Origin of the sequence: Lysinibacillus sp. NPDC098008 (assembly GCF_044760715.1) — a bacterium.
Lineage (GTDB): Bacteria > Bacillota > Bacilli > Bacillales_A > Planococcaceae > Lysinibacillus.
Genome location: NZ_JBIWBA010000004.1, coordinates 14,446 through 36,724, shown reverse-complemented (window position 1 = coordinate 36,724; position 22,279 = coordinate 14,446). Strand labels below are relative to the sequence as shown.

General features: G+C 38.7%; 22 protein-coding genes and 1 riboswitch. Of the genes, 21 read left to right on the top strand and 1 reads right to left on the bottom strand.

All coding sequences use genetic code 11. From position 1 onward, the window contains the following. Position 1: 1 nt before the first annotated feature. The 10 genes from ACIQVU_RS06060 to ACIQVU_RS06015 all read left to right on the top strand — a co-directional run bounded on the left by ACIQVU_RS06060 (position 2) and on the right by ACIQVU_RS06015 (position 12,369). Positions 2–2,368: an endonuclease MutS2 gene (locus ACIQVU_RS06060; RefSeq protein WP_340806850.1), complete on the top strand. Its 2,367-nt coding sequence runs from the start codon at positions 2–4 to the stop codon at positions 2,366–2,368. Between the two features lie 22 nt (positions 2,369–2,390). Continuing rightward, positions 2,391–2,804: a DUF350 domain-containing protein gene (locus ACIQVU_RS06055; RefSeq protein WP_340806849.1), complete on the top strand. Its 414-nt coding sequence runs from the start codon at positions 2,391–2,393 to the stop codon at positions 2,802–2,804. Between the two features lie 478 nt (positions 2,805–3,282). Beyond that, complete coding sequence (locus ACIQVU_RS06050; protein ID WP_340806848.1) at positions 3,283–4,977, top strand: AMP-binding protein; 1,695 nt, start codon at positions 3,283–3,285, stop codon at positions 4,975–4,977. 176 nt (positions 4,978–5,153) lie between these two features. Further along, positions 5,154–5,735 (top strand): fatty acid metabolism transcriptional regulator FadR, encoded by a 582-nt coding sequence (locus ACIQVU_RS06045; protein WP_340806847.1) that lies wholly within the window; start codon positions 5,154–5,156, stop codon positions 5,733–5,735. A 14-nt stretch (positions 5,736–5,749) separates the two neighbouring features. Then, positions 5,750–6,523, top strand: a complete 774-nt coding sequence (locus ACIQVU_RS06040; RefSeq protein ID WP_340806845.1) for an enoyl-CoA hydratase — start codon at positions 5,750–5,752, stop codon at positions 6,521–6,523. 111 nt (positions 6,524–6,634) lie between these two features. Beyond that, positions 6,635–7,408 carry an electron transfer flavoprotein subunit beta/FixA family protein gene (locus ACIQVU_RS06035; protein ID WP_402894418.1) on the top strand — a complete coding sequence of 258 codons (774 nt, stop codon included), beginning with the start codon at positions 6,635–6,637 and terminating at the stop codon, positions 7,406–7,408. A 50-nt stretch (positions 7,409–7,458) separates the two neighbouring features. Further along, positions 7,459–8,436: an electron transfer flavoprotein subunit alpha/FixB family protein gene (locus ACIQVU_RS06030; protein ID WP_340806843.1), complete on the top strand. Its 978-nt coding sequence runs from the start codon at positions 7,459–7,461 to the stop codon at positions 8,434–8,436. A gap of 170 nt (positions 8,437–8,606) precedes the next feature. Further along, complete coding sequence (trxA, locus tag ACIQVU_RS06025; protein WP_053996396.1) at positions 8,607–8,918, top strand: thioredoxin; 312 nt, start codon at positions 8,607–8,609, stop codon at positions 8,916–8,918. A gap of 104 nt (positions 8,919–9,022) precedes the next feature. Beyond that, positions 9,023–10,813: an excinuclease ABC subunit UvrC gene (gene uvrC / locus ACIQVU_RS06020; protein ID WP_340806841.1), complete on the top strand. Its 1,791-nt coding sequence runs from the start codon at positions 9,023–9,025 to the stop codon at positions 10,811–10,813. A gap of 56 nt (positions 10,814–10,869) precedes the next feature. Next, positions 10,870–11,048, top strand: a riboswitch (Lysine riboswitch). Positions 11,049–11,142: 94 nt separating this feature from the next. Further along, positions 11,143–12,369 (top strand): aspartate kinase, encoded by a 1,227-nt coding sequence (locus tag ACIQVU_RS06015; protein ID WP_340806840.1) that lies wholly within the window; start codon positions 11,143–11,145, stop codon positions 12,367–12,369. A 135-nt stretch (positions 12,370–12,504) separates the two neighbouring features. Here the strand turns inward: ACIQVU_RS06015 and ACIQVU_RS06010 are convergent, their stop codons facing one another. Beyond that, complete coding sequence (locus ACIQVU_RS06010) at positions 12,505–12,930, bottom strand: YslB family protein (protein ID WP_340806839.1); 426 nt, start codon at positions 12,928–12,930, stop codon at positions 12,505–12,507. 272 nt (positions 12,931–13,202) lie between these two features. On the opposite strand from ACIQVU_RS06010, the gene ACIQVU_RS06005 reads away from it, so the two are divergent. From ACIQVU_RS06005 to ACIQVU_RS05955, 11 genes are all read left to right on the top strand, one after another. After that, positions 13,203–13,817, top strand: coding sequence for a succinate dehydrogenase cytochrome b558 subunit (locus tag ACIQVU_RS06005; protein ID WP_340806838.1), 615 nt, complete (start codon positions 13,203–13,205; stop codon positions 13,815–13,817). Positions 13,818–13,887: 70 nt separating this feature from the next. Then, positions 13,888–15,642 carry a succinate dehydrogenase flavoprotein subunit gene (gene sdhA, locus ACIQVU_RS06000; RefSeq protein ID WP_340806837.1) on the top strand — a complete coding sequence of 585 codons (1,755 nt, stop codon included), beginning with the start codon at positions 13,888–13,890 and terminating at the stop codon, positions 15,640–15,642. Between the two features lie 5 nt (positions 15,643–15,647). Continuing rightward, a complete protein-coding gene (gene sdhB / locus ACIQVU_RS05995) occupies positions 15,648–16,427 on the top strand; it encodes a succinate dehydrogenase iron-sulfur subunit (RefSeq protein ID WP_340806834.1) in 780 nt (259 codons plus the stop codon). A 177-nt stretch (positions 16,428–16,604) separates the two neighbouring features. Continuing rightward, positions 16,605–17,069: an acyl-CoA thioesterase gene (locus ACIQVU_RS05990; RefSeq protein ID WP_340806832.1), complete on the top strand. Its 465-nt coding sequence runs from the start codon at positions 16,605–16,607 to the stop codon at positions 17,067–17,069. A 487-nt stretch (positions 17,070–17,556) separates the two neighbouring features. Then, positions 17,557–17,778, top strand: a complete 222-nt coding sequence (locus ACIQVU_RS05985; RefSeq protein WP_004226437.1) for a helix-turn-helix domain-containing protein — start codon at positions 17,557–17,559, stop codon at positions 17,776–17,778. A 74-nt stretch (positions 17,779–17,852) separates the two neighbouring features. Continuing rightward, positions 17,853–18,305 (top strand): MarR family winged helix-turn-helix transcriptional regulator, encoded by a 453-nt coding sequence (locus ACIQVU_RS05980; protein ID WP_340806817.1) that lies wholly within the window; start codon positions 17,853–17,855, stop codon positions 18,303–18,305. A 10-nt stretch (positions 18,306–18,315) separates the two neighbouring features. Further along, entirely contained in the window at positions 18,316–19,113 is a 798-nt protein-coding gene (gene racE, locus ACIQVU_RS05975) for a glutamate racemase (RefSeq protein ID WP_340806815.1), read from the top strand. A 124-nt stretch (positions 19,114–19,237) separates the two neighbouring features. After that, on the top strand, positions 19,238–19,987 hold the full coding sequence (gene rph, locus ACIQVU_RS05970) for a ribonuclease PH (RefSeq protein ID WP_340806814.1): 750 nt from the start codon (positions 19,238–19,240) through the stop codon (positions 19,985–19,987). A gap of 1 nt (position 19,988) precedes the next feature. After that, complete coding sequence (locus ACIQVU_RS05965; protein ID WP_340806812.1) at positions 19,989–20,582, top strand: XTP/dITP diphosphatase; 594 nt, start codon at positions 19,989–19,991, stop codon at positions 20,580–20,582. A gap of 11 nt (positions 20,583–20,593) precedes the next feature. Then, positions 20,594–21,094, top strand: a complete 501-nt coding sequence (locus ACIQVU_RS05960; protein ID WP_340806811.1) for a metallophosphoesterase — start codon at positions 20,594–20,596, stop codon at positions 21,092–21,094. A 211-nt stretch (positions 21,095–21,305) separates the two neighbouring features. Beyond that, positions 21,306–22,277: a helix-turn-helix transcriptional regulator gene (locus ACIQVU_RS05955; protein ID WP_402894408.1), complete on the top strand. Its 972-nt coding sequence runs from the start codon at positions 21,306–21,308 to the stop codon at positions 22,275–22,277. Positions 22,278–22,279: the final 2 nt, after the last annotated feature.

Here is a 22,279-nt window from a genome sequence, read left to right as displayed (position 1 = left end):
AGTGATTGCAGAACGCGCATTGAAAACACTGGAATATGATAAAGTACGACAGCAAGTGGCGACATACTGTACTTCCTCTATTGGTAAATCAGCCATTGAGGAGCTTGTGCCACAAACTGATTTTAATAAAGTAGTACAATTACTAGAAGAAATGGATGAAGGTTTATCCATTTTACGAGTCAAAGGCAATGTACCAATGGGAGGAATTTTTGATGTGCGTCCCTCTGCAAGACGTGCACAAATTGGAGGCATGCTCGCTGCAATCGAATTGATGGAAATTTCCAGTACGATTCGAGCAAGTAGAATTCTTCGTAATTTCATTGAAGATTTAGAGGCAGATGAAACCATTGCTATTCCACATTTTATAGCAAAAAAGGAAGCAATGCCCGTTTTAACAGGATTGCAGCATGAAATTAATAATTGTATTGATGATAATGGCGCTGTCGTGGATTCAGCAAGTCAAACATTACGTTCTATTCGTCAATCGCTACGTGCTGAGGAAGGGAAGGTACGCTCTAAATTAGAAAGTTTAATTCGTGGAAGCAATGCAGCAAAAATGCTATCAGATACACTTGTAACGATTCGGAATGATCGTTTTGTTATTCCTGTTAAGCAAGAATATCGTCACCACTATGGTGGGATTGTCCATGACCAATCTTCCTCAGGTCAAACATTATTTATTGAGCCAGATTCAGTTGTACAAGCCAATAATGAAATTCATCGCTTAAAAATGAAAGAGCAGGCAGAGATTGAACGTATTTTACTAGCGCTAAGTGCGATGGTGCAGGAGGTTGCGCCAGATTTATTTAACTTAGTAAAAGTTTTAGGTGATATTGATGTTATTTTAGCAAAGGGTAAATATGGACAAGCAAATAAATGCACAATGCCTAAAATGAATGAGGATGGCTATATTCGACTTGTGCGTGCACGTCATCCACTGTTGCCAATAGATACTGCTGTACCCAATGATATTGAATTTGGCAAAGATATTACCGCAATTGTTATTACAGGGCCAAATACAGGTGGTAAAACGGTCACATTAAAAACAGTTGGCTTATGTACGCTAATGGCGCAAGCTGGGTTACCAGTGCCAGCATTAGATGGCTCAGAATTAGCTGTTTTTAAGCAGCTATTTGCAGATATTGGTGATGAGCAATCCATTGAGCAATCTCTGTCAACCTTCTCATCTCATATGGTCAATATTGTAGACATTTTACAAAAATTTGATCATGAGTCACTTGTGCTGTTTGATGAGTTAGGCGCAGGAACTGATCCACAGGAAGGGGCAGCCTTAGCTATTTCAATTTTAGATGAAGTACATGGACGTGGTGCACGTGTGATGGCAACAACCCATTATCCTGAACTAAAGGCATATGGCTATAATCGACAAGGGGTTGCCAATGCAAGTGTGGAGTTTGATATCGAAACATTAAGCCCAACCTATCGTTTATTGATCGGTGTGCCCGGGCGTTCCAATGCATTTGAAATTTCAAGTCGCCTTGGCTTACCAGAGTCCATTATTGATCGTGCAAAGAGCTTTACAGGAACAGATCGTCATGAGGTTGAATCGATGATTGCCTCATTGGAAGAAACACGTCGCCAATCCGAAGATGATGCTGAGCGTTCACATGCATTGCTGTTGGAGTCAGAGTCTTTACGGAAAGAGCTGCAAGAAAAATTGCAAGCCTATGAGGAACGTAAAGAAGCACTTGATAAAAAAGCGAAGGACAAAGCGCGTAAAATTGTGGATGAGGCAAAAAGAGAAGCAGAGGCAATCATTGCTGAGCTTCGTGAAATGCGTAAAAATGCCGATCAAGTTGTGAAGGAGCATGAGCTGATTGAGGCACGTAAACGTTTGGAAGAAGCAACACCACTTGACAATAATAAAGTGCTGAAAAAAGCAGCTCAAGTAAAAGCACGTGCACAAAACCTAGTTGTCGGTGATGAGGTAAAGGTGTTAAGCTATGGTCAGCGAGGAACCTTGCTAGAGAAAGTATCGGACTCAGAATGGACTGTCCAAATGGGCATTTTAAAAATGAAAATTTCTGATAGTGATTTGGAGTATATTAAGCCTGAAAAAGAGCCTGTGGTGCGAACAGCGGGTGTGAAAAATCGCAATAGCCATGTAAAATTAGAATTGGATTTGCGCGGAGAGCGTTATGAAGATGCTATTTTAAGAACAGAAAAATATATTGATGATGCATTATTGGCAAACTATGGTCGGGTATCAATTATCCATGGTGTTGGTACAGGAGCTTTACGCCAAGGCATTCAAAGCTATTTGAAAAAGCATAGGCGTGTAAAATCCTTCCGTTTTGGTGAAGCAGGTGAGGGGGGCTTAGGTGTCACAGTTGTGGAATTGAAATAAGTGATAAAGGGGACGGAGAAAAATGCTGAATTCTGGCTTTTGGCGATATCCAATTATCGAAACGGCAGGATATTTTAGTGTTGTTGTGTTGTGCTTAGTCGTCTCAATGGCATTGTTCGAAGTCGTTACGAAATATAAAAATTGGGAAGAAATTAAAAATGGTAATATTGCTGTAGCACTTGCAACAGGTGGAAAAATTCTTGGTATTTGTAATATTTTTCGCTTTTCCATTGCACGTCACAATACATTAAGTGAAATGATTGGCTGGGGCCTTTTTGGCTTTACGCTACTAATTATTGCCTATTTCTTGTTTGAATTTATGACACCTCGTTTTAATGTAGATCAAGAAATAGCAAATGACAATCGTTCAGTTGGTTTTATTTCCTTCACCATTTCAGTCGGTCTATCGTTTGTAATTGGGGCAAGTATTGCATAGGAGTGTCATGACATGGAAAAATTAGCAAAGGTATTAATCATTGTTTGTATTGCATTTTTGGCAGTCGGTATCTACTATATGATGACAATTTAAGCTAAAAAACGCATCCTGAATAAAGGGATGCGTTTTTTTATGAGTTTAGCAAAGCTTGGAACGGAAATCCGTTATCATTGCTCATACAAATTTCATAAGAAAATGTTTTTTTATGTCCAAAAATACAATATAGTCAGCATAAAATTTATTTTTTGAATATAGGAATAACATAGAGATGATTAGCTTTTGCAAATGAATAATGATTCAGTATTCATCGAGGATAGTTACTCAAACAGCCATAAATAACAGTTCTAATAATGTTGTAAAATGCATAATAATTAATCGAAAATGCGTTTATTTTCTATTTTGTGTTTGAAACTATAGTTCTTTTTCATTATAATAGAAAAGAGAATTGACAAAGTTTGGGACAAAGGGGAGAGGACATATGACAGCAAAACCATGGCTAGTAAATTATCCTGAAGAAGTACCATCGTCTTTAACGTTTGAGGAAATTCCAGTGCAAGAGTTGTTGACACGTGCCTATCAAAAGAACCCATCAAAAGTAGCGGTTCATTTTATGGGGAGGGAGCTAACGTATACAGAGCTCTATGAATCTGCTTTAAGGTTCGCAAATTATTTACAGACATTAGGGGTAGAAAAAGGAGAGCGTGTGGCGATTATGTTGCCTAACTCACCGCAAAGTGTAATCGCTTACTATGGAGCTATGTATGCGGGTGCTACAGTTGTGCAAACAAATCCGCTGTATACAGAACGTGAGCTACAATATCAAATGGCTGATTCAGGGGCAAAGGTTATTCTTGTGATGGATATTTTATATCCACGAGTAATGAAAATTATAAAAGAAACAGCACTTGAAAATGTTATTGTCACAGCGATTAAAGATTATTTACCATTCCCGAAAAATTTGGTGTATCCATTTATTCAAAAAAAGCAATATGGCTTTAGTGTAAAAGTGGAGCATAGTGGGCAAAGTCATTTATTTACAGAAATTATGCGCTCTTCTCCAATAAAGATAATTGATCAAACAGACTTCGATTTTGAGGAGGACGTAGCATTACTACAATATACAGGCGGCACAACAGGCTTCCCAAAAGGAGTTATGCTCACACATAAAAATTTAATTGCCAATGTAACGATGTGCGATGCATGGATGTATAAATGTGTCCACGGCGAGGAAACAATTATGGGCATACTGCCATTCTTCCATGTTTATGGAATGACAACAGTAATGATACTATCTGTTTTTACACAAAGTAAAATGGTGCTTTTACCGAAATTTGATGCAGAAACAACATTAAAAACGATTGATAAACAAAAGCCAACGCTTTTCCCTGGTGCGCCAACATTATATATTGGGCTCTTAAACCACCCGGATATTGCAAATTATGATTTATCATCGATTAAGGCATGCTTAAGTGGCTCCGCTTCACTGCCAATTGAGGTTCAAGAGAAATTTGAAGCCATTACAGGCGGGAAGCTAGTAGAAGGCTATGGTTTAACAGAAACATCGCCTGTAACGCATGCTACACCAATTTGGGGCAAGCGAGTGATTGGCTCGATTGGCTTACCTTGGCCAAATACAGATGCTGTTATTTTACGCACAGGAGATACAGAGGAGCTGCCAGTGGGAGAAGTTGGTGAAATCGCTGTTAAAGGACCACAAGTGATGAAGGGCTATTGGAACCGACCAGAGGATACTGCTGCTGCATTTGCGGATGGCTGGTTTTTAACAGGTGACCTTGGCTATATGGATGAGCAAGGCTTTTTCTATGTAGTTGATCGTAAAAAAGACTTGATTATCGCTGGCGGCTATAATATTTATCCACGTGAAGTCGAGGAAGTATTATATGAGCGAGAAGAAATTCAAGAATGTGTTGTTGCAGGTATACCTGATCCGTATCGCGGAGAAACTGTGAAAGCATATATTGTTGTAAAAGAAGGATATTCGATTACTGAAGAAGAATTAAATAAATATTGCCGTCAACATCTAGCGTCATTTAAAGTTCCGCGTTATTATGAATTTAGAGAAGAACTGCCAAAAACAGCGGTAGGGAAAATTTTACGTCGTACGTTAGTGGAAGAGGAAAAAACAAAATTAGCGAATAAAGAAGCAAAATAAATACGTGATAAAGTATTGACAAGCAATGCTGTAAATTATAATATGAAAATATGAATGAATGACCATTCATATTTTCATATTTTTTTAGGTTTACACGTCACATGCAAGTTGTTATTTACTATTTAAGGTAAGCTTGTATGAGGATGTGCGCATGTTTTTTAGGTGGTGATATAAGAGTGAAACGAGATAAGCCAAAATATAAGCAAATTATTGATGCAGCTGTCATCGTTATTGCAGAAAATGGGTATCACCAAGCGCAAGTATCGAAAATCGCCAAACAGGCAGGGGTGGCCGACGGAACAATCTATTTATATTTTAAAAATAAAGAAGATATATTAATTTCTGTCTTTAATGAAAAAATGGCTGTTTTTGTAGAGTCATTACAAGATATAATAGAAAATGGAAGTTCATCGAGAGATAAACTTTCTCGAATGATTGAAAATCATTTTAAGGTTCTAGCGACAGATCGATACCTAGCAACTGTCACGCAGTTAGAGCTTCGCCAATCAAATAAAGACTTACGACTAAAAATTAATGCAGTATTACGCGAGTATTTACAGCTACTGGATCAAATTTTAATCGAAGGTATGCTTTCAGGTGAGCTTAATCAGACGATGGATGTACGCTTGGCACGTCAAATGGTTTTTGGCACAATTGACGAAACTATTACAACGTGGGTTATGAATGACTATCGATATGATTTACTGGAACAAGTTCCAAAGGTTCAGGCATTAATCTTGAACGGTATTAAAGCTTAAAAGGATGTGGAGAAATGGAATTTCTAAGTTGGAAAGTGGAAGATGGCGTAGCGATTATTACAATTGCACGTCCGCCAGCAAATGCATTATCTCGCGGAATCATTACAGAAGTAAATGATGTATTAGATGCTGTTGAAAATGATGACGCTGTAAGAGTTCTTGTCCTTCATGGTGAAGGCCGTTTCTTCTCTGCTGGCGCAGATATTAAAGAATTTACTGAGGTAAGCTCTGGAGAAGAGTTTACAAAGCTAGCAAGTAATGGTCAGCAAGTGTTTGAGCGTGTTGAAACATTCTCTAAGCCTGTCATTGCAGCTATTCATGGCGCAGCATTAGGCGGTGGACTTGAATTGGCAATGAGCTGTCATATGCGCTTTGTGACAGAATCCGCAAAGCTAGGTTTACCTGAGCTACAATTAGGGCTTATTCCTGGCTTTGGTGGTACACAGCGCTTACCACGCTATGTTGGTGTAGCAAAGGCGGCTGAGATGATGTTTACAAGCGAACCAATCTCTGGTGCTGAGGCTGTGCAATGGGGCTTAGCGAACCGTGCATTTTCAGATGAAGCATTAATAGATGAAACATTAACGATTGCTAAGAAAATTGCTAAGAAAAGTCCAGTAGCATTAAAAGCAGCTATTCAAACATTGCAATATGCAAAGCATGCTTCATTCTATGAAGGCATCGAAGCAGAGGCAAAATCCTTTGGCACAGTATTTGTCACAGAGGATGCAAAAGAAGGCATACAAGCGTTTATTGAAAAACGTGAGCCTGTATTTACTGGTAAATAAAATTCCCAATGTCGATAGCTATACATATGTTATCGATGTTATTGAAACTAAAAATATATAATATTTATAAGTTTACTTAGAATTATAAAACGTTCCAGGAGGTATGGATATATGAATATTTTTGCATTAATTAAACGTACGTTTGATACAGAAGAAAAAATCGTTGTGTCGGGTGGCAAAATTCAAGAGGATGGTGCAGAATTCATTATTAACCCTTATGATGAGTATGCCATTGAAGAGGCAATCCAAGTGCGTGATGCTGCTGGTGGTAAAGTAACGGTTGTCACAATTGGCGGCGAGGATGCAGAGAAGCAATTACGTACAGCGCTTGCTATGGGTGCAGATGAAGCAGTGCTTATTAATACAGAAGATGACTTAGACGAATTAGACCAAAATGCAGCTGCTTATCTTTTAGCTGAATATTTAAAAGATAAAGATGCTGATTTAATTTTAACAGGAAATGTTGCGATTGATGGTGGTTCTGGTCAAGTAGGTCCGCGTGTTGCTGACCTATTAGATATTAACTATGTAACAACAATTACAAATCTTGAAATTGATGGTACAACTGCAAAAATTGTACGTGATATTGAGGGGGACTCAGAGGTAATTGAAACATCTTTACCACTTTTAGTAACAGCTCAACAAGGTTTAAATGAGCCGCGTTATCCATCTCTACCAGGTATTATGAAAGCGAAAAAGAAACCGCTTGCAGAGCTTGAGCTAGATGATTTAGATATCGATGAAGACGATGTAGAAGTAAAGATTGAAACAGTAGATATTTTCCTACCTGCTCAAAAGGCAGCAGGACGCATTTTGGAAGGTGATCTTTCTGCACAAGTAAAAGAGCTGGTAAATCTACTTCATACAGAAGCAAAAGTCGTGTAACGAATAAAAGCGATCAATCGAATCTTAAAGGGTAACGGAGGGAATATGCTATGTCAAAAAAAGTATTAGTATTAAGTGAAGTTCGTGAAGGAAGCTTACGTAATGTTTCATTTGAAGCCATTGCAGCTGCAAAGCAAATCGCTGATGGTGGTGAAGTTGTTGGCGTATTATTAGGGGATGCAGTAGCAGATTTAACAGGTCCATTATTTGAATACGGTGCAGATCGTGTTATTACAGTGGAGCACCCACATTTAAAACAATATACATCTGATGGCTATAGCCAAGCATTATTAGCTGTTATTGAACAAGAAAAACCGGAGGGAATTGTCTTTGGTCATACAGCGAATGGGAAAGATTTATCACCAAAAATTGCGAGTAAATTACAAGCAGGTCTTGTATCGGATGTGACAGCTATTGAAGGTGCTGGCGATGATGCTGTCTTTATTCGCCCAATCTACTCTGGTAAAGCTTTCGAAAAAGTGAAAGTAAAAGATGGCGTTGTATTGGCATCCATTCGTCCAAACAATATTACACCACTCGAAAAAGTAGCAGGTAAAACAGGTGATGTTTCTGCTGTGACTGTAGATATTACAAACCTACGCACAATTATTAAAGAGGTTGTTCGTAAATCGTCAGAAGGGGTTGACTTATCAGAGGCGAAAGTAGTTGTTGCTGGGGGTCGTGGTGTAAAATCTGAAGAAGGCTTTGAGCCATTAAAAGAACTTGCAGATTTACTTGGTGGTGCAGTTGGTGCATCACGTGGTGCATGTGACGCTGAGTATTGCGACTATTCACTACAAATCGGTCAAACTGGTAAAGTTGTAACACCTGATCTTTATATTGCAGCAGGTATTTCTGGGGCTATTCAGCATTTAGCTGGTATGTCTAACTCTAAAGTAATTGTTGCCATCAATAAAGACCCAGAGGCGAATATTTTCAAAGTAGCTGATTATGGTATTGTAGGCGATTTATTTGAAGTGATTCCGCTTCTAATTGAAGAATTTAAAGCATTAAAAGTAAATGCTTAAATAGTAGGGCTGAGGAAGCTAATTCCTCAGCTTTTTATATGACTACGGAAAGCTTGATATAGCATGAATAAGCGATAGAAGGGTAAAAAATACATTCTAGGCAGATTGTTCGCTCAAGTGAATTTATCCATGCTATACTACAAGCATAGTAAGTTTAAGGAGGATTTCAAATGGCAATTGTACACGCAACGGACGCTACGTTCCAAGATGATATTAAAGAGGGGTTAGTGCTAGTAGACTTTTGGGCTGCTTGGTGTGGACCATGTAAAATGATCGGACCAGTTCTTGAAGAAATGGACGCTGAAGGAAGCGCAGCTAAAATTGTAAAAGTGGATGTAGACAACAACCAAGGCACAGCAGCACAATATCAAATTATGTCCATCCCATCTTTACTATTATTTAAAGATGGCGAATTAGTTGATAAAACTGTAGGCTTCCAACCTAAAGAAGCACTAGAAGCATTTATCGCAAAACATGCGTAAGCAATGAAATTTACAAAAGTCGAACCATCTATAGATGTGTTCGGCTTTTTTTCGTTATAATAATATCATAAATAGAAATTTTAGGAGATGGGGGCAGGTAGGCAATGAATGATTTAATAAAACGTAAGCTTGAAATTTTACCAGATCAGCCTGGCTGCTATTTGATGAAGGATCGACAGGGGATCATTATTTATGTGGGGAAAGCCAAAATATTAAAAAATCGTGTGCGCTCCTATTTTACAGGTACACATGAGGGGAAAACGCAACGACTTGTTGGTGAAATTGAGGATTTTGAGTATATTGTGACATCCTCTAATATTGAAGCACTTATTTTAGAGCTAAATCTTATTAAATTACATGACCCTAAGTACAATGTCATGCTAACAGATGATAAAACATATCCCTATTTAAAAATTACCAATGAAAAATATCCTCGCCTTCTAACAACACGTAAAGTAAAAAAAGATAAGGCGAAATATTTTGGTCCTTATCCAAATGCCTATGCAGCAAATGAAACAAAAAAGCTTCTAGATCGTCTATATCCGCTACGAAAATGTGTGCAATTGCCATCTAAAGTTTGCTTATATTATCATATGAACCAATGTTTAGCACCGTGCGTCAAAGATATTGAGCAGCAAGTTTATCAAGAGATGATTGAGGATATAACGAAGTTTTTAAATGGCGGTGTTGAGGCTGTTAAAAAGGAGCTTGAAGTGAAAATGCTGGCAGCTGCTGAAAATTTAGAGTTTGAGCGAGCAAAGGAGTTTCGAGATCAAATCGCACATATTGAAACGGTGATGCAAAAACAAAAAATTGTGTCAAATGATACAACAAATCGTGATATATTCGGCTATGCCGTTGAAAAAGGCTGGATGTGTGTTCAGGTGTTCTTTGTGCGACAAGGCAAGCTTATTGAGCGTGATGTTTCGATTTTCCCAATTTATCAAGAAGCAGAGGAGGAATTTTTAACATTTGTTGGACGTTTTTATGAAAAGCCTGAACATATTAAGCCAAAGGAGATTTTTATTCCACAGGCAATTGATGCAGCTATTTTAACAGAGCTATTAGCGATCAAAGTATTAACACCAAAGCGAGGACAAAAAAAGGAACTTGTTGATCTTGCCACTAAAAATGCTGAAATTGCAGTGGCAGCAAAATTCCAGCTCATTGAACGGCAGGAAGAGCGAACAATTGGTGCATGTGAGGCACTTGGAGAAGCAATGGGCATCTCTGCGCCCCTGCGCATTGAAGCTTTTGATAATAGCCATATGCATGGAGCTGATGCGGTTTCTGCAATGGTTGTATTTGTCGATGGCAAACCTGCTAAAAAGGAATATCGTAAATATAAAACACGTACAGCTGCCAAACATGATGACTATGGTGCAATGCAAGAGGTGATACGTCGACGCTATACACGCGTTTTAAAGGAAGGCTTACCGCTCCCAGATTTAGTATTAATTGATGGTGGGAAGGGGCAAATGGAAGTGGCTCGCGAAGTATTAGAGGATGAGCTTGGACTTGTTATACCGATTGCAGGTTTAGCAAAGGATGATAAACATAATACATCACAGTTGTTGTTTGGCGATCCCCCAGAAGTAATTGCCCTAAAGCGTACAAGCGATGGCTTTTACTTGCTACAGCGTATTCAAGATGAGGTACACCGCTTTGCCATTACTTTCCTGCGTCAGCAGCATGAGAAGCATGCTATCCAGTCTGTGCTTGATCATATTGAGGGTGTAGGTCCAAAACGAAAACAGCAATTGTTAAAGCATTTTGGCTCAGTAAAAAAAATTCGTGAGGCTAGTGAACTTGCCTTACAGGAGGCTGGAATGCCAGCTCATCTAGCAAGCAATATCTATGCCTATTTTCAGCAACAGTCATTGTCAAAGGAATAAACATATGCTAAGGTTATGAATACAAAGGCTAGACAAATTAAATACTTCACTATTTAAGTGATGATAGAGGTGCAAGGTTCAAAAGTAACACGATTGAGGATGAACAAATCCAAGGACATTGTGTGAAAGGGGAGCTTGCCGAAGTATAGCATTGTTGTTTCCAGTGCTGTACTGGTTTTGCATTTAAGAGATGTAAGACTGTCGATTCTAAACGTTTCGGAGAGCTATCACACATGCACAAGTTACGTTTATTGTACATGTTATCAGCAGCTTTCACGTTATGTGAAAGCTGCTTTTAGTTTTCTGGAGAAACAGAGAGGGGAATACAAATGGCTAGAATTGTGATGAAATGTGGAGGAGCTATTTTAGCTTCCACTGAACAAATTCAAGAAATGGCTCAAAGAGCTATTGCAGAAAAGGATAGAGGGCTAGATGTGATTGTTGTAGTTGCTGGCATAGGGCAATCTGCAAATGAGATAAAAAGAATGGTGCAGCATTTAACAGATGAGGTATCAAAGCGAGAGCTAGCTGTACTTATGTCAACATGCTCGCAGCAGTCAAGTGCCTTATTGGCTATTACACTACAGGAAGCAGGATATGGTGCGGTGTCATTAACAGGGTGGCAAGCAGGTATTCATACAGATCGTATATATAGTCATGCACGTATCGATTATTTAGATGTTAGTCGTATCGAAGAGCATTTTACACAAGGCAGTATTGTGGTTGTTGCTGGTGAGCAAGGCATTGACGATATGAATAATATAACAACGCTTGGCAAAGGGGGAGCTGAAACAACTGCTGTAGCGCTAGCTGTAGCATTGAAAGCAGAGCGTGTTGATATTTATACAGATGTTGATGGTGTTTATACAGCAGACCCTCGTTATGTAGCAAAGGCTCAGCAGCTACAGGAAATTTCCTATGATGAAATGCTAGAGCTAGCCAATTTAGGATCACAAGTTATTCATCCACGTGCGATAGAGTTGGCAAAGAAATTTCAAATGCCTGTAATTATACGTGCTAGTTCGGGGCAATCAGTAGGCACTTTATTGAAGGAGGAAGTTGAGATGGAGAAAAATTTAGTTGTTCGTGGTGTGGCCTTTGAGTCAGATATTATTCGTTTAACAGTTGGCTATGATACATATTCTGATGCTTCGTTAGCTGATATTTTTACAGTGCTTGCGGAAAATCATATTAATGTAGATATTATTGTTCAAGCCATTATTGATGGAGTGAAGCCGACTGTGTCATTCTCGATTTTAAAAGAGGAGTTTGCAGACGCATTACGTGTTTTAGAGGATAGCAAATTATCGCTAGGCTTTAACTTTGCAGACTTTGAGATTGGATTAGCGAAAGTATCCATCATTGGCTCAGGTATGGCATCTAATCCTGGTGTTGCTGCACGTATGTTTGATCGCTTACGTTGTGAAAATATCCCAGTTAAAATGGTAAGCACATCTGAAATTAAAGTATCTGTTGTTGTACCACAGGATGAGATGATTCGTGCAGCAAATGCATTGCATGATGAATTTAATTTAGAGCAAACGATTTATATATAATGAGGCGTGTTAATAGACCTTTGTTTCACAGACTTTGCCTTACCATAATCAATAGATGAATATCTTCTATAATAATAGTAGAAACTGTAATAAAAAAGGGGAAATCTCATATTCATCAGAGATTTCCTCTTTTTGTCACTTTGCAGATATGATATGTTCCTTAGCATCCCATTTTACTGTAAACATAACATATTGTTGCTTCTCACGCTTTTCATCATAGCATTCTGTTAACAAGCCCTTTTCGAGCTGAATTTGTTCAGCTATAAATCCTGCCTCAAGTCTAAAGCTGCGCTGCTTCATTTGCAGTAGTTCGGGGTCATTTGTCAATTGAAAAATGCGCCCATCCTTTGATTCCTTGATAAGCTCTAATGTACCCCAACAGGCATCTGTGAAAAATGCGATTAATTCGCCTTGTGTTTTACAGGGAAACTTGCGTGCAAGGTCTTTACCAGCCCAATAAAGGACATCATCTTCATGTTTACCAAGGATAGCAGATAAAATATGATCGCGAATAATTTCATAGCCAAATGCTGAGATTGTAGGAGATGGAGTGTTTAACATTAGTATCCTTCTTTCTTAGAATTTTCTTAAAACTCAATGTCGATAATGTAAAAATAGATTTTTCGAGAAAAAACAACGCATTATGTACTAGATTAATTCTTTAATAAGCGCTATGAAAAACGCCAAGCAACCTTGACGCTTGTAGCTCTTGAGAGTACAATAAACATGTCATAATATTGTACCATGATGAAATACACAGTCAATGAAGTATCATTTACAAAATGATGACTTCTTTTGTTGTGCTATTTTAAGTACTAAGGGGGGTAATAGTCTTGTCGAAAGATCGAGAGTTTTTATGGCGCCGCTTACATTCTCTACTTGGGGTCATTCCAGTAGGTTTGTTCTTGGTGTTCCACTTGTCATTGAACTTCACTGCTGTTGGCGGTGAACAGTCTTACAATGATGCAACAGGAGTTATGGAGTTAGTTCCTCACTCACTACTGCTGCTAATTGAATGGGTTGTGATTTATATCCCATTGCTATTCCATGCATTCTATGGTGTGTATATTGCATTCACGGCTACACCAAACACAGGACGTTTTAGTACATACCGTAACTGGATGTTCTCTTTACAACGTTTCACTGGTGTATTTTTAGTGATTTTCATTGCATGGCATATCTTCCAAACGCGTATTCAAAAGGCGCTTGGTGCTGATGTTAACTTTAACATGATGGAAGAAATCGTTGCTAATCCATTTATGCTTGGATTCTACATTGTTGGTATTCTATCAGCAACTTTCCACTTATCAAACGGTTTATGGGCATTCCTAGTAAGCTGGGGTATTACACAATCTCCTCAGTCTCAAAAGATTGCTACTTACGTAACAAACATTATTTTCGTAATTCTAAGTGTCGTTGGTGTGGCTGCTATTCTAGCATTCGTTTAATTGAATAAGAAGCTATAGTAGAAGAGCACATGCAATCATTGCAATTTTTTAAGAGGAGTGAGAAATAATCATGGCGAAAAGCAAAATAATTGTTGTCGGCGGTGGTCTTGCCGGTCTGATGGCAACGATTAAAGCAGCTGAAGTTGGTACTGAAGTTGATTTATTCTCATTAGTTCCTGTAAAACGCTCACACTCTGTTTGTGCGCAAGGCGGAATTAATGGTGCGGTAAATACTAAAGGTGAAGGGGATTCTCCATGGATCCACTTTGATGATACAGTTTATGGTGGGGACTTCCTAGCGAACCAACCACCAGTTAAAGGTATGTGTGATGCAGCACCTGGCATTATCCACTTAATGGATCGTATGGGTGTTATGTTCAACCGTACACCAGAAGGACTTTTAGATTTCCGTCGTTTTGGTGGTACTTTAATGCACCGTACAGCTTTCTCTGGTGCAACAACAGGTCAACAATTACTATATGCGCTAGATGAGCAAGTTCGTTCTCATGAAGTAGCTGGTTTAGTAAATAAATATGAACACTGGGAATTCCTTGGTGTTATTATCGATGAAGACGGCGTTTGTCGTGGTATTGTAGCGCAAGATATGCGTACAGAGGAAATTAAATCATTCCGTGCAGACGCTGTTATTATGGCGACTGGTGGCCCTGGTATTATCTTCGGTAAAACAACAAACTCTGTTATTAACACAGGCTCTGCTGCTTCTATCGTTTATCAACAAGGTGCTTCATATGCGAATGGTGAATTCATTCAAATTCACCCAACAGCGATTCCTGGAGATGACAAAAACCGTCTAATGTCAGAATCAGCTCGTGGTGAAGGTGGTCGTATTTGGACTTATAAAGACGGTAAACCTTGGTACTTCTTAGAAGAGAAATACCCAGCTTATGGTAACTTAGTACCACGTGATATTGCGACACGTGAAATTTTCGACGTTTGTGTAAACCAAAAACTTGGTATCAATGGCGAAAACATGGTATACCTAGATCTTTCACATAAAGATCCACATGAATTGGACGTTAAACTTGGTGGTATCATCGAAATCTACGAAAAATTCGTAGGGGATGACCCACGTAAATTACCAATGAAAATTTTCCCAGCAGTTCACTATTCAATGGGTGGATTATGGGTTGACTACAATCAAATGACTGAAATTCCTGGTCTATTTGCAGCAGGTGAATGTGATTACTCTCAACATGGTGCAAACCGTCTTGGTGCAAACTCATTATTATCTGCTATCTACGGTGGTATGGTTGCAGGACCAAACGCAGTAGACTATGTAAAAGGTCTTAAAAAGCATGCTGAAGATCTTCCACAAGAGATTTACGATGCTCGTGTAAAAGAGGAACAAGCGAAATGGGATGCTATCATGAAAATGGAAGGCACAGAAAACGCTTACTTACTGCATAAAGAGCTTGGTGAAATGATGACTGCTACAATGACTGTAGTACGTTACAATGATCAGCTTGAAGATACATTGAAAAAACTTGATGAGCTTACTGAGCGTTGGAACAACATCAACATCAATGATACGCAAAAATGGAGCAATCAAGGCGCACACTTTACACGTCAGCTTAAAAATATGTTAGTGCTTGCAAAAGTAATGACAAAAGGTGCACTATTACGTAATGAATCTCGTGGTGCACACTATAAACCTGATTTCCCTAACCGTGATGATGAGAACTTCTTAAAAACAACAATGGCGAAGTTTGACCCAGCTACTGGTAATCCAATCATCACGTACCAAGAAGTCGACGTTTCATTAATCCCACCACGTAAACGCGACTACTCTGCGAAAGGAGACTAAAAGTTATGCAAATCGCAGCTAATACTGGAAGAATGGTCAAAGTGGAAATCTTACGTCAAGATACACAAGGCGGCAATAGCTACTGGCAAAAATTCCAAGTGCCTTACCGTCATGGTATGAACGTAATTTCAATTTTAATGGAAATTCAAAAAAATCCTGTTACTGAAGATGGTGTAAACACATCACCAGTATCATGGGATATGAACTGTTTAGAAGAAGTTTGTGGTGCATGTTCAATGGTGATCAATGGCCGTCCACGTCAATCATGTTCTACACTAGTAGACCAATTGACAGAGCCGATTAAATTGGAGCCAATGAAAACATTCCCTGTTATTCGTGACCTACAGGTTGACCGTGAACGTATGTTCAACGCGCTTAAAAAAGTTAAAGCATGGGTGCCAATCGATGGTACGTATGATTTAGGTGAAGGTCCACGTATGCCAGAAGGTAAACGTCAATGGGCTTATGAATTATCTAAATGTATGACTTGTGGTGTATGTATGGAAGCATGTCCAAACGTGTCTGAAAAAGCTTCATTCATCGGACCAGCTCCATTATCACAAGTACGTCTTTTCAACACTCACCCAACTGGTGCTATGATTAAAGATGAACGTTTAAATGCGATTATGGGTGATGGTGGTCTTGCAAACTGCGGTAACTCTCAAAACTGTGTAGCTGCATGTCCAAAAGGTATTCCTTTAACAACATCCATCGCTTCATTAAACCGTGCAACTACAGTGCAAATGTTCCGTAACTTCTTCGGTTCTGACCACTTTGTGGACTAATAATGGACAACCTAAACTTCCTTATACATTATGTATAAGGGAGTTTTCATGTTTTTTCTATCATAATATAGTGTTTTCTTTTATAATGAATATGTATTCATTTACTATTTGCCATTAGCTATCAATGAAAAGTAGTTGCTAAAATTGGCAAATAAAATAATAGGGGATGGTGTTCACATGAAAGCAAGCTATATTGGAAACTTTCAAGAGTGGGTAAAGGACTTTTCATTTTATTCGGAAGTGCGTGTACGCTTTTCAGAAACAGATATGTTTGGGCATATGAATAATACGGTGAGCTTTATTTATTTTGAGCAAGCAAGGACAGACTATCTTCGTCATTTAGGGGTGTCAATACCTGTAACAACAGGACAGAATACACAAAGCATTCCAATAGTAGCTGATTTACAATGCGACTATATAAAGCAAGTTTTCTTTAATGATGTGTTACGAATTTACACGAAAATTGCAAAAGTCGGCAATTCATCATTGGATATTCATTATTTAGCGAAAAATCAAAAGGATGAAATTTGCTTTACAGGTCGTGGTACACTTGTTCAAATTGATGCGAAGACAGGCAAAAGTGTACCTCTTTCGGAAGAGGAAAAAGTACGCCTCGTCAACCTATCAACCATTTCACACTAATTATAAAGTTAAATTTATAGTAGCGGGCTGTGCAAAAATGAAATTCTTTTTGCACAGCTTTCTTTTTATGCTAAATGAAATTGCCTTTGTGATTGTCACAATTAATTGTGATAACCTTTACTTTTAAAAAAAGCCAAGCCTATGGAAGATTTTTTTCTTTTAATAAAATGGAAATAATTGTTCTAGTGACTGTCTGTAATGAATTTTATCCCGTATTAACGGGATCCCCACATCCAAATAATGAGTAGAAACGCAATAGCTAAGTGGGGATCACCAGCCTGTAAAAACCCGATTGGTGAAACTACCAATCAGTGGGGATAAGGATTTCCCCACTGATTGAAGGTTCACTTTATATGCAATTTTTGAATAAGAAAACACAATTTCTGAAATTTTTAAGGAAACATGTAATATTCATGCAAATAGCCGTCACCGCTCCACGCTCCTTAACATAAGTTACAATACGTGCGGGGGAGGAGGGTGTAACTGAATGAATGGCTCTCATCATCGTTCTCTTTTAACAAACCGAGAACGTGAAATATTTGCGCTTTTATTAGCTGAAAAAACAACGAGAGATATTGCAGAGCAGCTTGGTATTAGTGAAAAAACAGTGCGTAATCACATTTCCAATACAATTCAAAAGCTAGGTGTAACGAATCGATCTCAGGCGTTGATTGAGCTGTTACGCTTGGAAGAATTTAAATTAGACTAATGGACACTTGCTATTTCGTGAAAAAAACGACAAAATAGAACTATTCAACGTATTTTTAGGAGTGAAATAGTTATATGTCGAATGAAGTAACAAAGCACTCACCTGAAACCGTTGCAACGGTTGAGAAGGAATTACGCTATATAGCGGCCATCGTAAAGCAAAAAGGACGAGAAATCGTTTCCGATTATGCGATTACACCGCCACAATTTGTTGCATTACAGTGGTTAGAAGAGCTTGGTGATATGACAATTGGCGAATTATCAAACCGTTTATACTTAGCTTTTAGCACAACAACAGATTTAGTAGACCGAATGGAGAAAAATGAATTAGTAAAGCGTGTGCGCGATGAAAATGATCGACGTGTTGTTGTTGTTCATCTTCTCGAAAAGGGCGAACGCATTATCCAAGAGGTTATCGAAAAAAGGCAGCGATATTTGCAGGAGAAACTTGTTGGTTTTACTGAACAAGAAGTCGCACAATTATCAAGTTATTTAGAAAAACTACATGTACACATGAAACAGGATTGAGGCGGAAAGTATGAATGCCCCGATAGGCGTTATTGATTCAGGAGTAGGCGGTTTAACCGTAGCAAAAGAAATTATGAAACGATTGCCAAATGAAACAATCTATTATATTGGCGATACAGCAAGATGTCCATATGGTCCAAGAAGTCGTCAGGAAGTACGAAATTTTACTTGGCAAATGGCGAAAGCACTTGAAAAAATGAATATTAAGATGCTCGTTATTGCTTGTAATACAGCGACTGCAGTAGCACTCGAAAGCTTACAAAGAAATATGCCTTTTCCAGTACTAGGTGTTATTAATGCTGGCGCACGTGCAGCTGTAAAGAAAACGAAGCGACATGAAGTCGTTGTGCTTGCAACAGAAGGAACCATTAAAAGTGGGGCGTATGAGGAAGCCTTATTATCATTAAATACGTCCACACATATTATTCCACTAGCTTGTCCCACATTTGTCCCACTTGTAGAAAGTGGAGAATACAAAGGTGACTTTGCGAATAAATTAATTGCGGAAGGCTTAAGACCACTAAAAAATCAACATTTTGATACAGTTATTTTAGGATGTACACATTATCCGATCCTACAAAAACAAATTGAAGCTGTTGTCGGAGAAGATGTCCATGTTTTATCTTCTGCGGAGGAAACAGCAAAGGATGTTCAAGAAATGTTAGCGTATAATGGCACTTTGGCAGATGCTGATGCAGTGCCTGCTCATAAATTTTTTGCAACAGGTTCTGTGCCAATCTTTCGCTCTATCGCTGAAAATTGGTTAGAGAGAGGCACTCTCGATATTAAACGTATTACATTAAAATAAAAAATCAGCTTAGCAATTGGGCTAGGCTGATTTTTGCCGTTTTTAGCATGCTATCATAACTGCTTTTCTAAGTGGAATAAATTATGATAAGATGAGTGCGCGAAAGTTTTTAGGAGGAAAATATATGACAAGATTTGATGAAAGACAAGCAGATGTACTACGACCTGTAGCAATCGATAGCGAGTATCTATTACACCCAGAAGGTTCCGTATTAATTCAGGTAGGCAATACAAAAGTAATTTGTACAGCAACAATAGAAGAAAAAGTACCAGGCTTTTTACGTGGGCAAGGAAAAGGATGGATTACAGCGGAATATTCAATGCTTCCTAGGGCAACAGCTCAGCGTACACCACGCGAGTCTTCTCGTGGCAAGGTTAATGGACGAACAATGGAGATTCAACGCTTAATTGGCCGCGCATTGCGTGCTGTTGTTGATTTAGAGGCACTTGGTGAGCGTACTGTATGGATTGACTGTGATGTCATTCAAGCAGACGGCGGCACTCGTACAGCCTCCATTACAGGCGCATTTGTCGCAATGACACAGGCAATAGCTAAGCTGGCTGAAGAAAAGCCATTTGCTATCTTCCCAGTAACAGACTTTTTAGCAGCTACAAGTGTAGGGATTGTAGAAGAACAGGGTGCTATTTTAGATTTGAACTATGTAGAAGATGTTGACGCTGCTGTTGATATGAATATTGTTATGACAGGTACGGGACGCTTTGTGGAATTACAAGGCACAGGTGAGGAAGCAACATTTTCTCGTGAAGAATTAAATGATTTGTTAGCATTAGGTGAAAAGGGCATTCAGCAATTAATTGAATACCAAAAAGCGGCACTTGGTGAGCTAGCAATGATGGTGGGAGGCAATCAGTAAAATGAAACAAGTAGTGATCGCAACAAAAAATAAAGGAAAAGCACAAGATTTCGAAGCATTATTTGGTCCACTTGGCTATAAGGTGGTCACAATGTTTGAAGCCGCACCAGACATGGAAATAGAAGAAACAGGTACAACCTTCGAGGAAAATGCTATTTTAAAGGCAGAAGCACTAGCAAGAGAGCTTGGTACAATTGTCATTGCTGATGATAGCGGCTTAGCAGTGGATGCCCTAAATGGTGCGCCAGGTGTGTACTCTGCACGCTACGCGGGCGACCATGATGATGAAGCAAATATGACAAAGCTATTAGAAAACCTACAAGGGGTAGAGGATGCCAAACGTACAGCGCGTTTTTGCTGCTGTATTGCGATTGCAGGCCCAGACTTTGAAACAACAACAGTTTTTGGTACATGTGAGGGTGTAATTGCGCATGAGAAACGTGGAACAAATGGCTTTGGCTATGACCCAATCTTTTTTGTACCAAGCTTAAACCGTATGATGGCTGAGCTGACACCAGCGGAAAAAGGAGCTATTTCGCATCGTGGCAATGCGATTCGCAAGCTGAAGGAGCAATTGCCGAATCTTATAAAGTAAGAGGTGAGTCGATGAAAATATTAGTTATGAGCGATACCCATGGTGATAGCCATGTGATTGATAAAGTGAGAGGCTTTTATCCAAATATTGATATGCTAATACATTGTGGTGATAGTGAACTTCCTTTTTCACATCCAGCATTAGCAGGCATGAAAAAAGTGCGGGGAAACTGCGACCATGATGAAGCCTTCCCAAAAGAAGAAGTGTTTACTGCTAGGGATGTAACGATTTTTGCTACACACGGTCATTTATTCAATGTGAAAAGCTCTATGCTAGCATTAGCCTATCGCGCAAAAGAGGTAGGCGCACAGCTTGTATGTTTTGGTCACTCCCATACCCTGGGTGCCGAAGTTATCGACAATATTTTATTTTTAAACCCTGGAAGTCTTCTAAAGCCACGCGGTCGCAAGGAAAAAAGCTTTGCGATTGTGGAAATCAGTAGCACATCTTTTAAGGTGGATTTTTGGACGGATCATCATGAGTGCCTGGCAACCCAAACATTCCCGCGATAACAAAAAGCATAAAAATTTAAATAACACCTGAATGGTTAGAGAATAATTCTACCCATTTAGGTGTTTTTTTATGACAGAAAATAGAATGATGAAAACTCTAAGATTATTTTCAGTTGAACAATAAAAAAATATATATCAAATGACATCTTACGTCTAGGCGATTTGTTAATGTAATGAGTGAGTTAGTTGTGCTAGGAAGGGAGGTGTCATTTTGGAAAAATGGGAGCAGATACACCGTGTTCTACAATTATATGACCAGCTGCGTAACGGAGAAACAATTAATAAGTCAGAAGCAGCCACAAGACTTGCGGTTAGTATGCGTACAATACAGCGGGATATTAGTAATATTCAAGAGCATTTAGCTAACTCATTTTCTGGACAAACAATAGAATATGATGCGGTTAAAAAGGGCTATGTATTAACAGAAAGTACCCCAAAAGGAATACCAGCTAAAGAAGTATTGATAATATCGAAAATTTTGTTAGAGAGCCGTGTTTTGAGTGCTGATGAGATGAAACGTATGATTGACACTTTGCTAGCACAAAGCAATACGAAAAATAGAAAAACCATTTATACCTTTGTAGGAAATGAATTGCTACATTATCGCCCTTTACAGCATAATCAACCATTAATTGATATCGTATGGGATATTGCTGAAAGTATTCAGAAAAAGAGATTTATAGAAATTATTTATGAGCGAATGGATCAGCAACAGAAGCAACATATTGTAAAACCAGTTGCTATTTTATTCTCAGAATATTATTTCTATCTTATTGCATTTATAAAAGATAGCGAGCACCATTCTCCAGTTATTTTTCGATTAGATCGTATACGGTTATTGAAACAATTGAATGAGCCATTTTCAATTGCTGAAAAAGATCGCGTTGAGGAAGGTATACTACGTCAACGTATTCAATTTATGTATTCTGGTAACTTAGTCCGTCTGCAATTTAAGTTTCGAGGTGTGACAATTACCCCTGTATTAGACCGCTTTCCAAATGGAAAAATTATCAGGACGTTAGAAGATGGCTGGCTTGTAGAAGCAGAAGTATATGGCACAACAGGCTGCATAATGTGGTTGCTAAGTCAGGGCGATAAGGTGGAAGTGACTTATCCAGTGGATTTACGAGAGCATATGAAAAAGCTTATTGAAAACATGCTATACAGCTATAAAGAGGCTTAAGA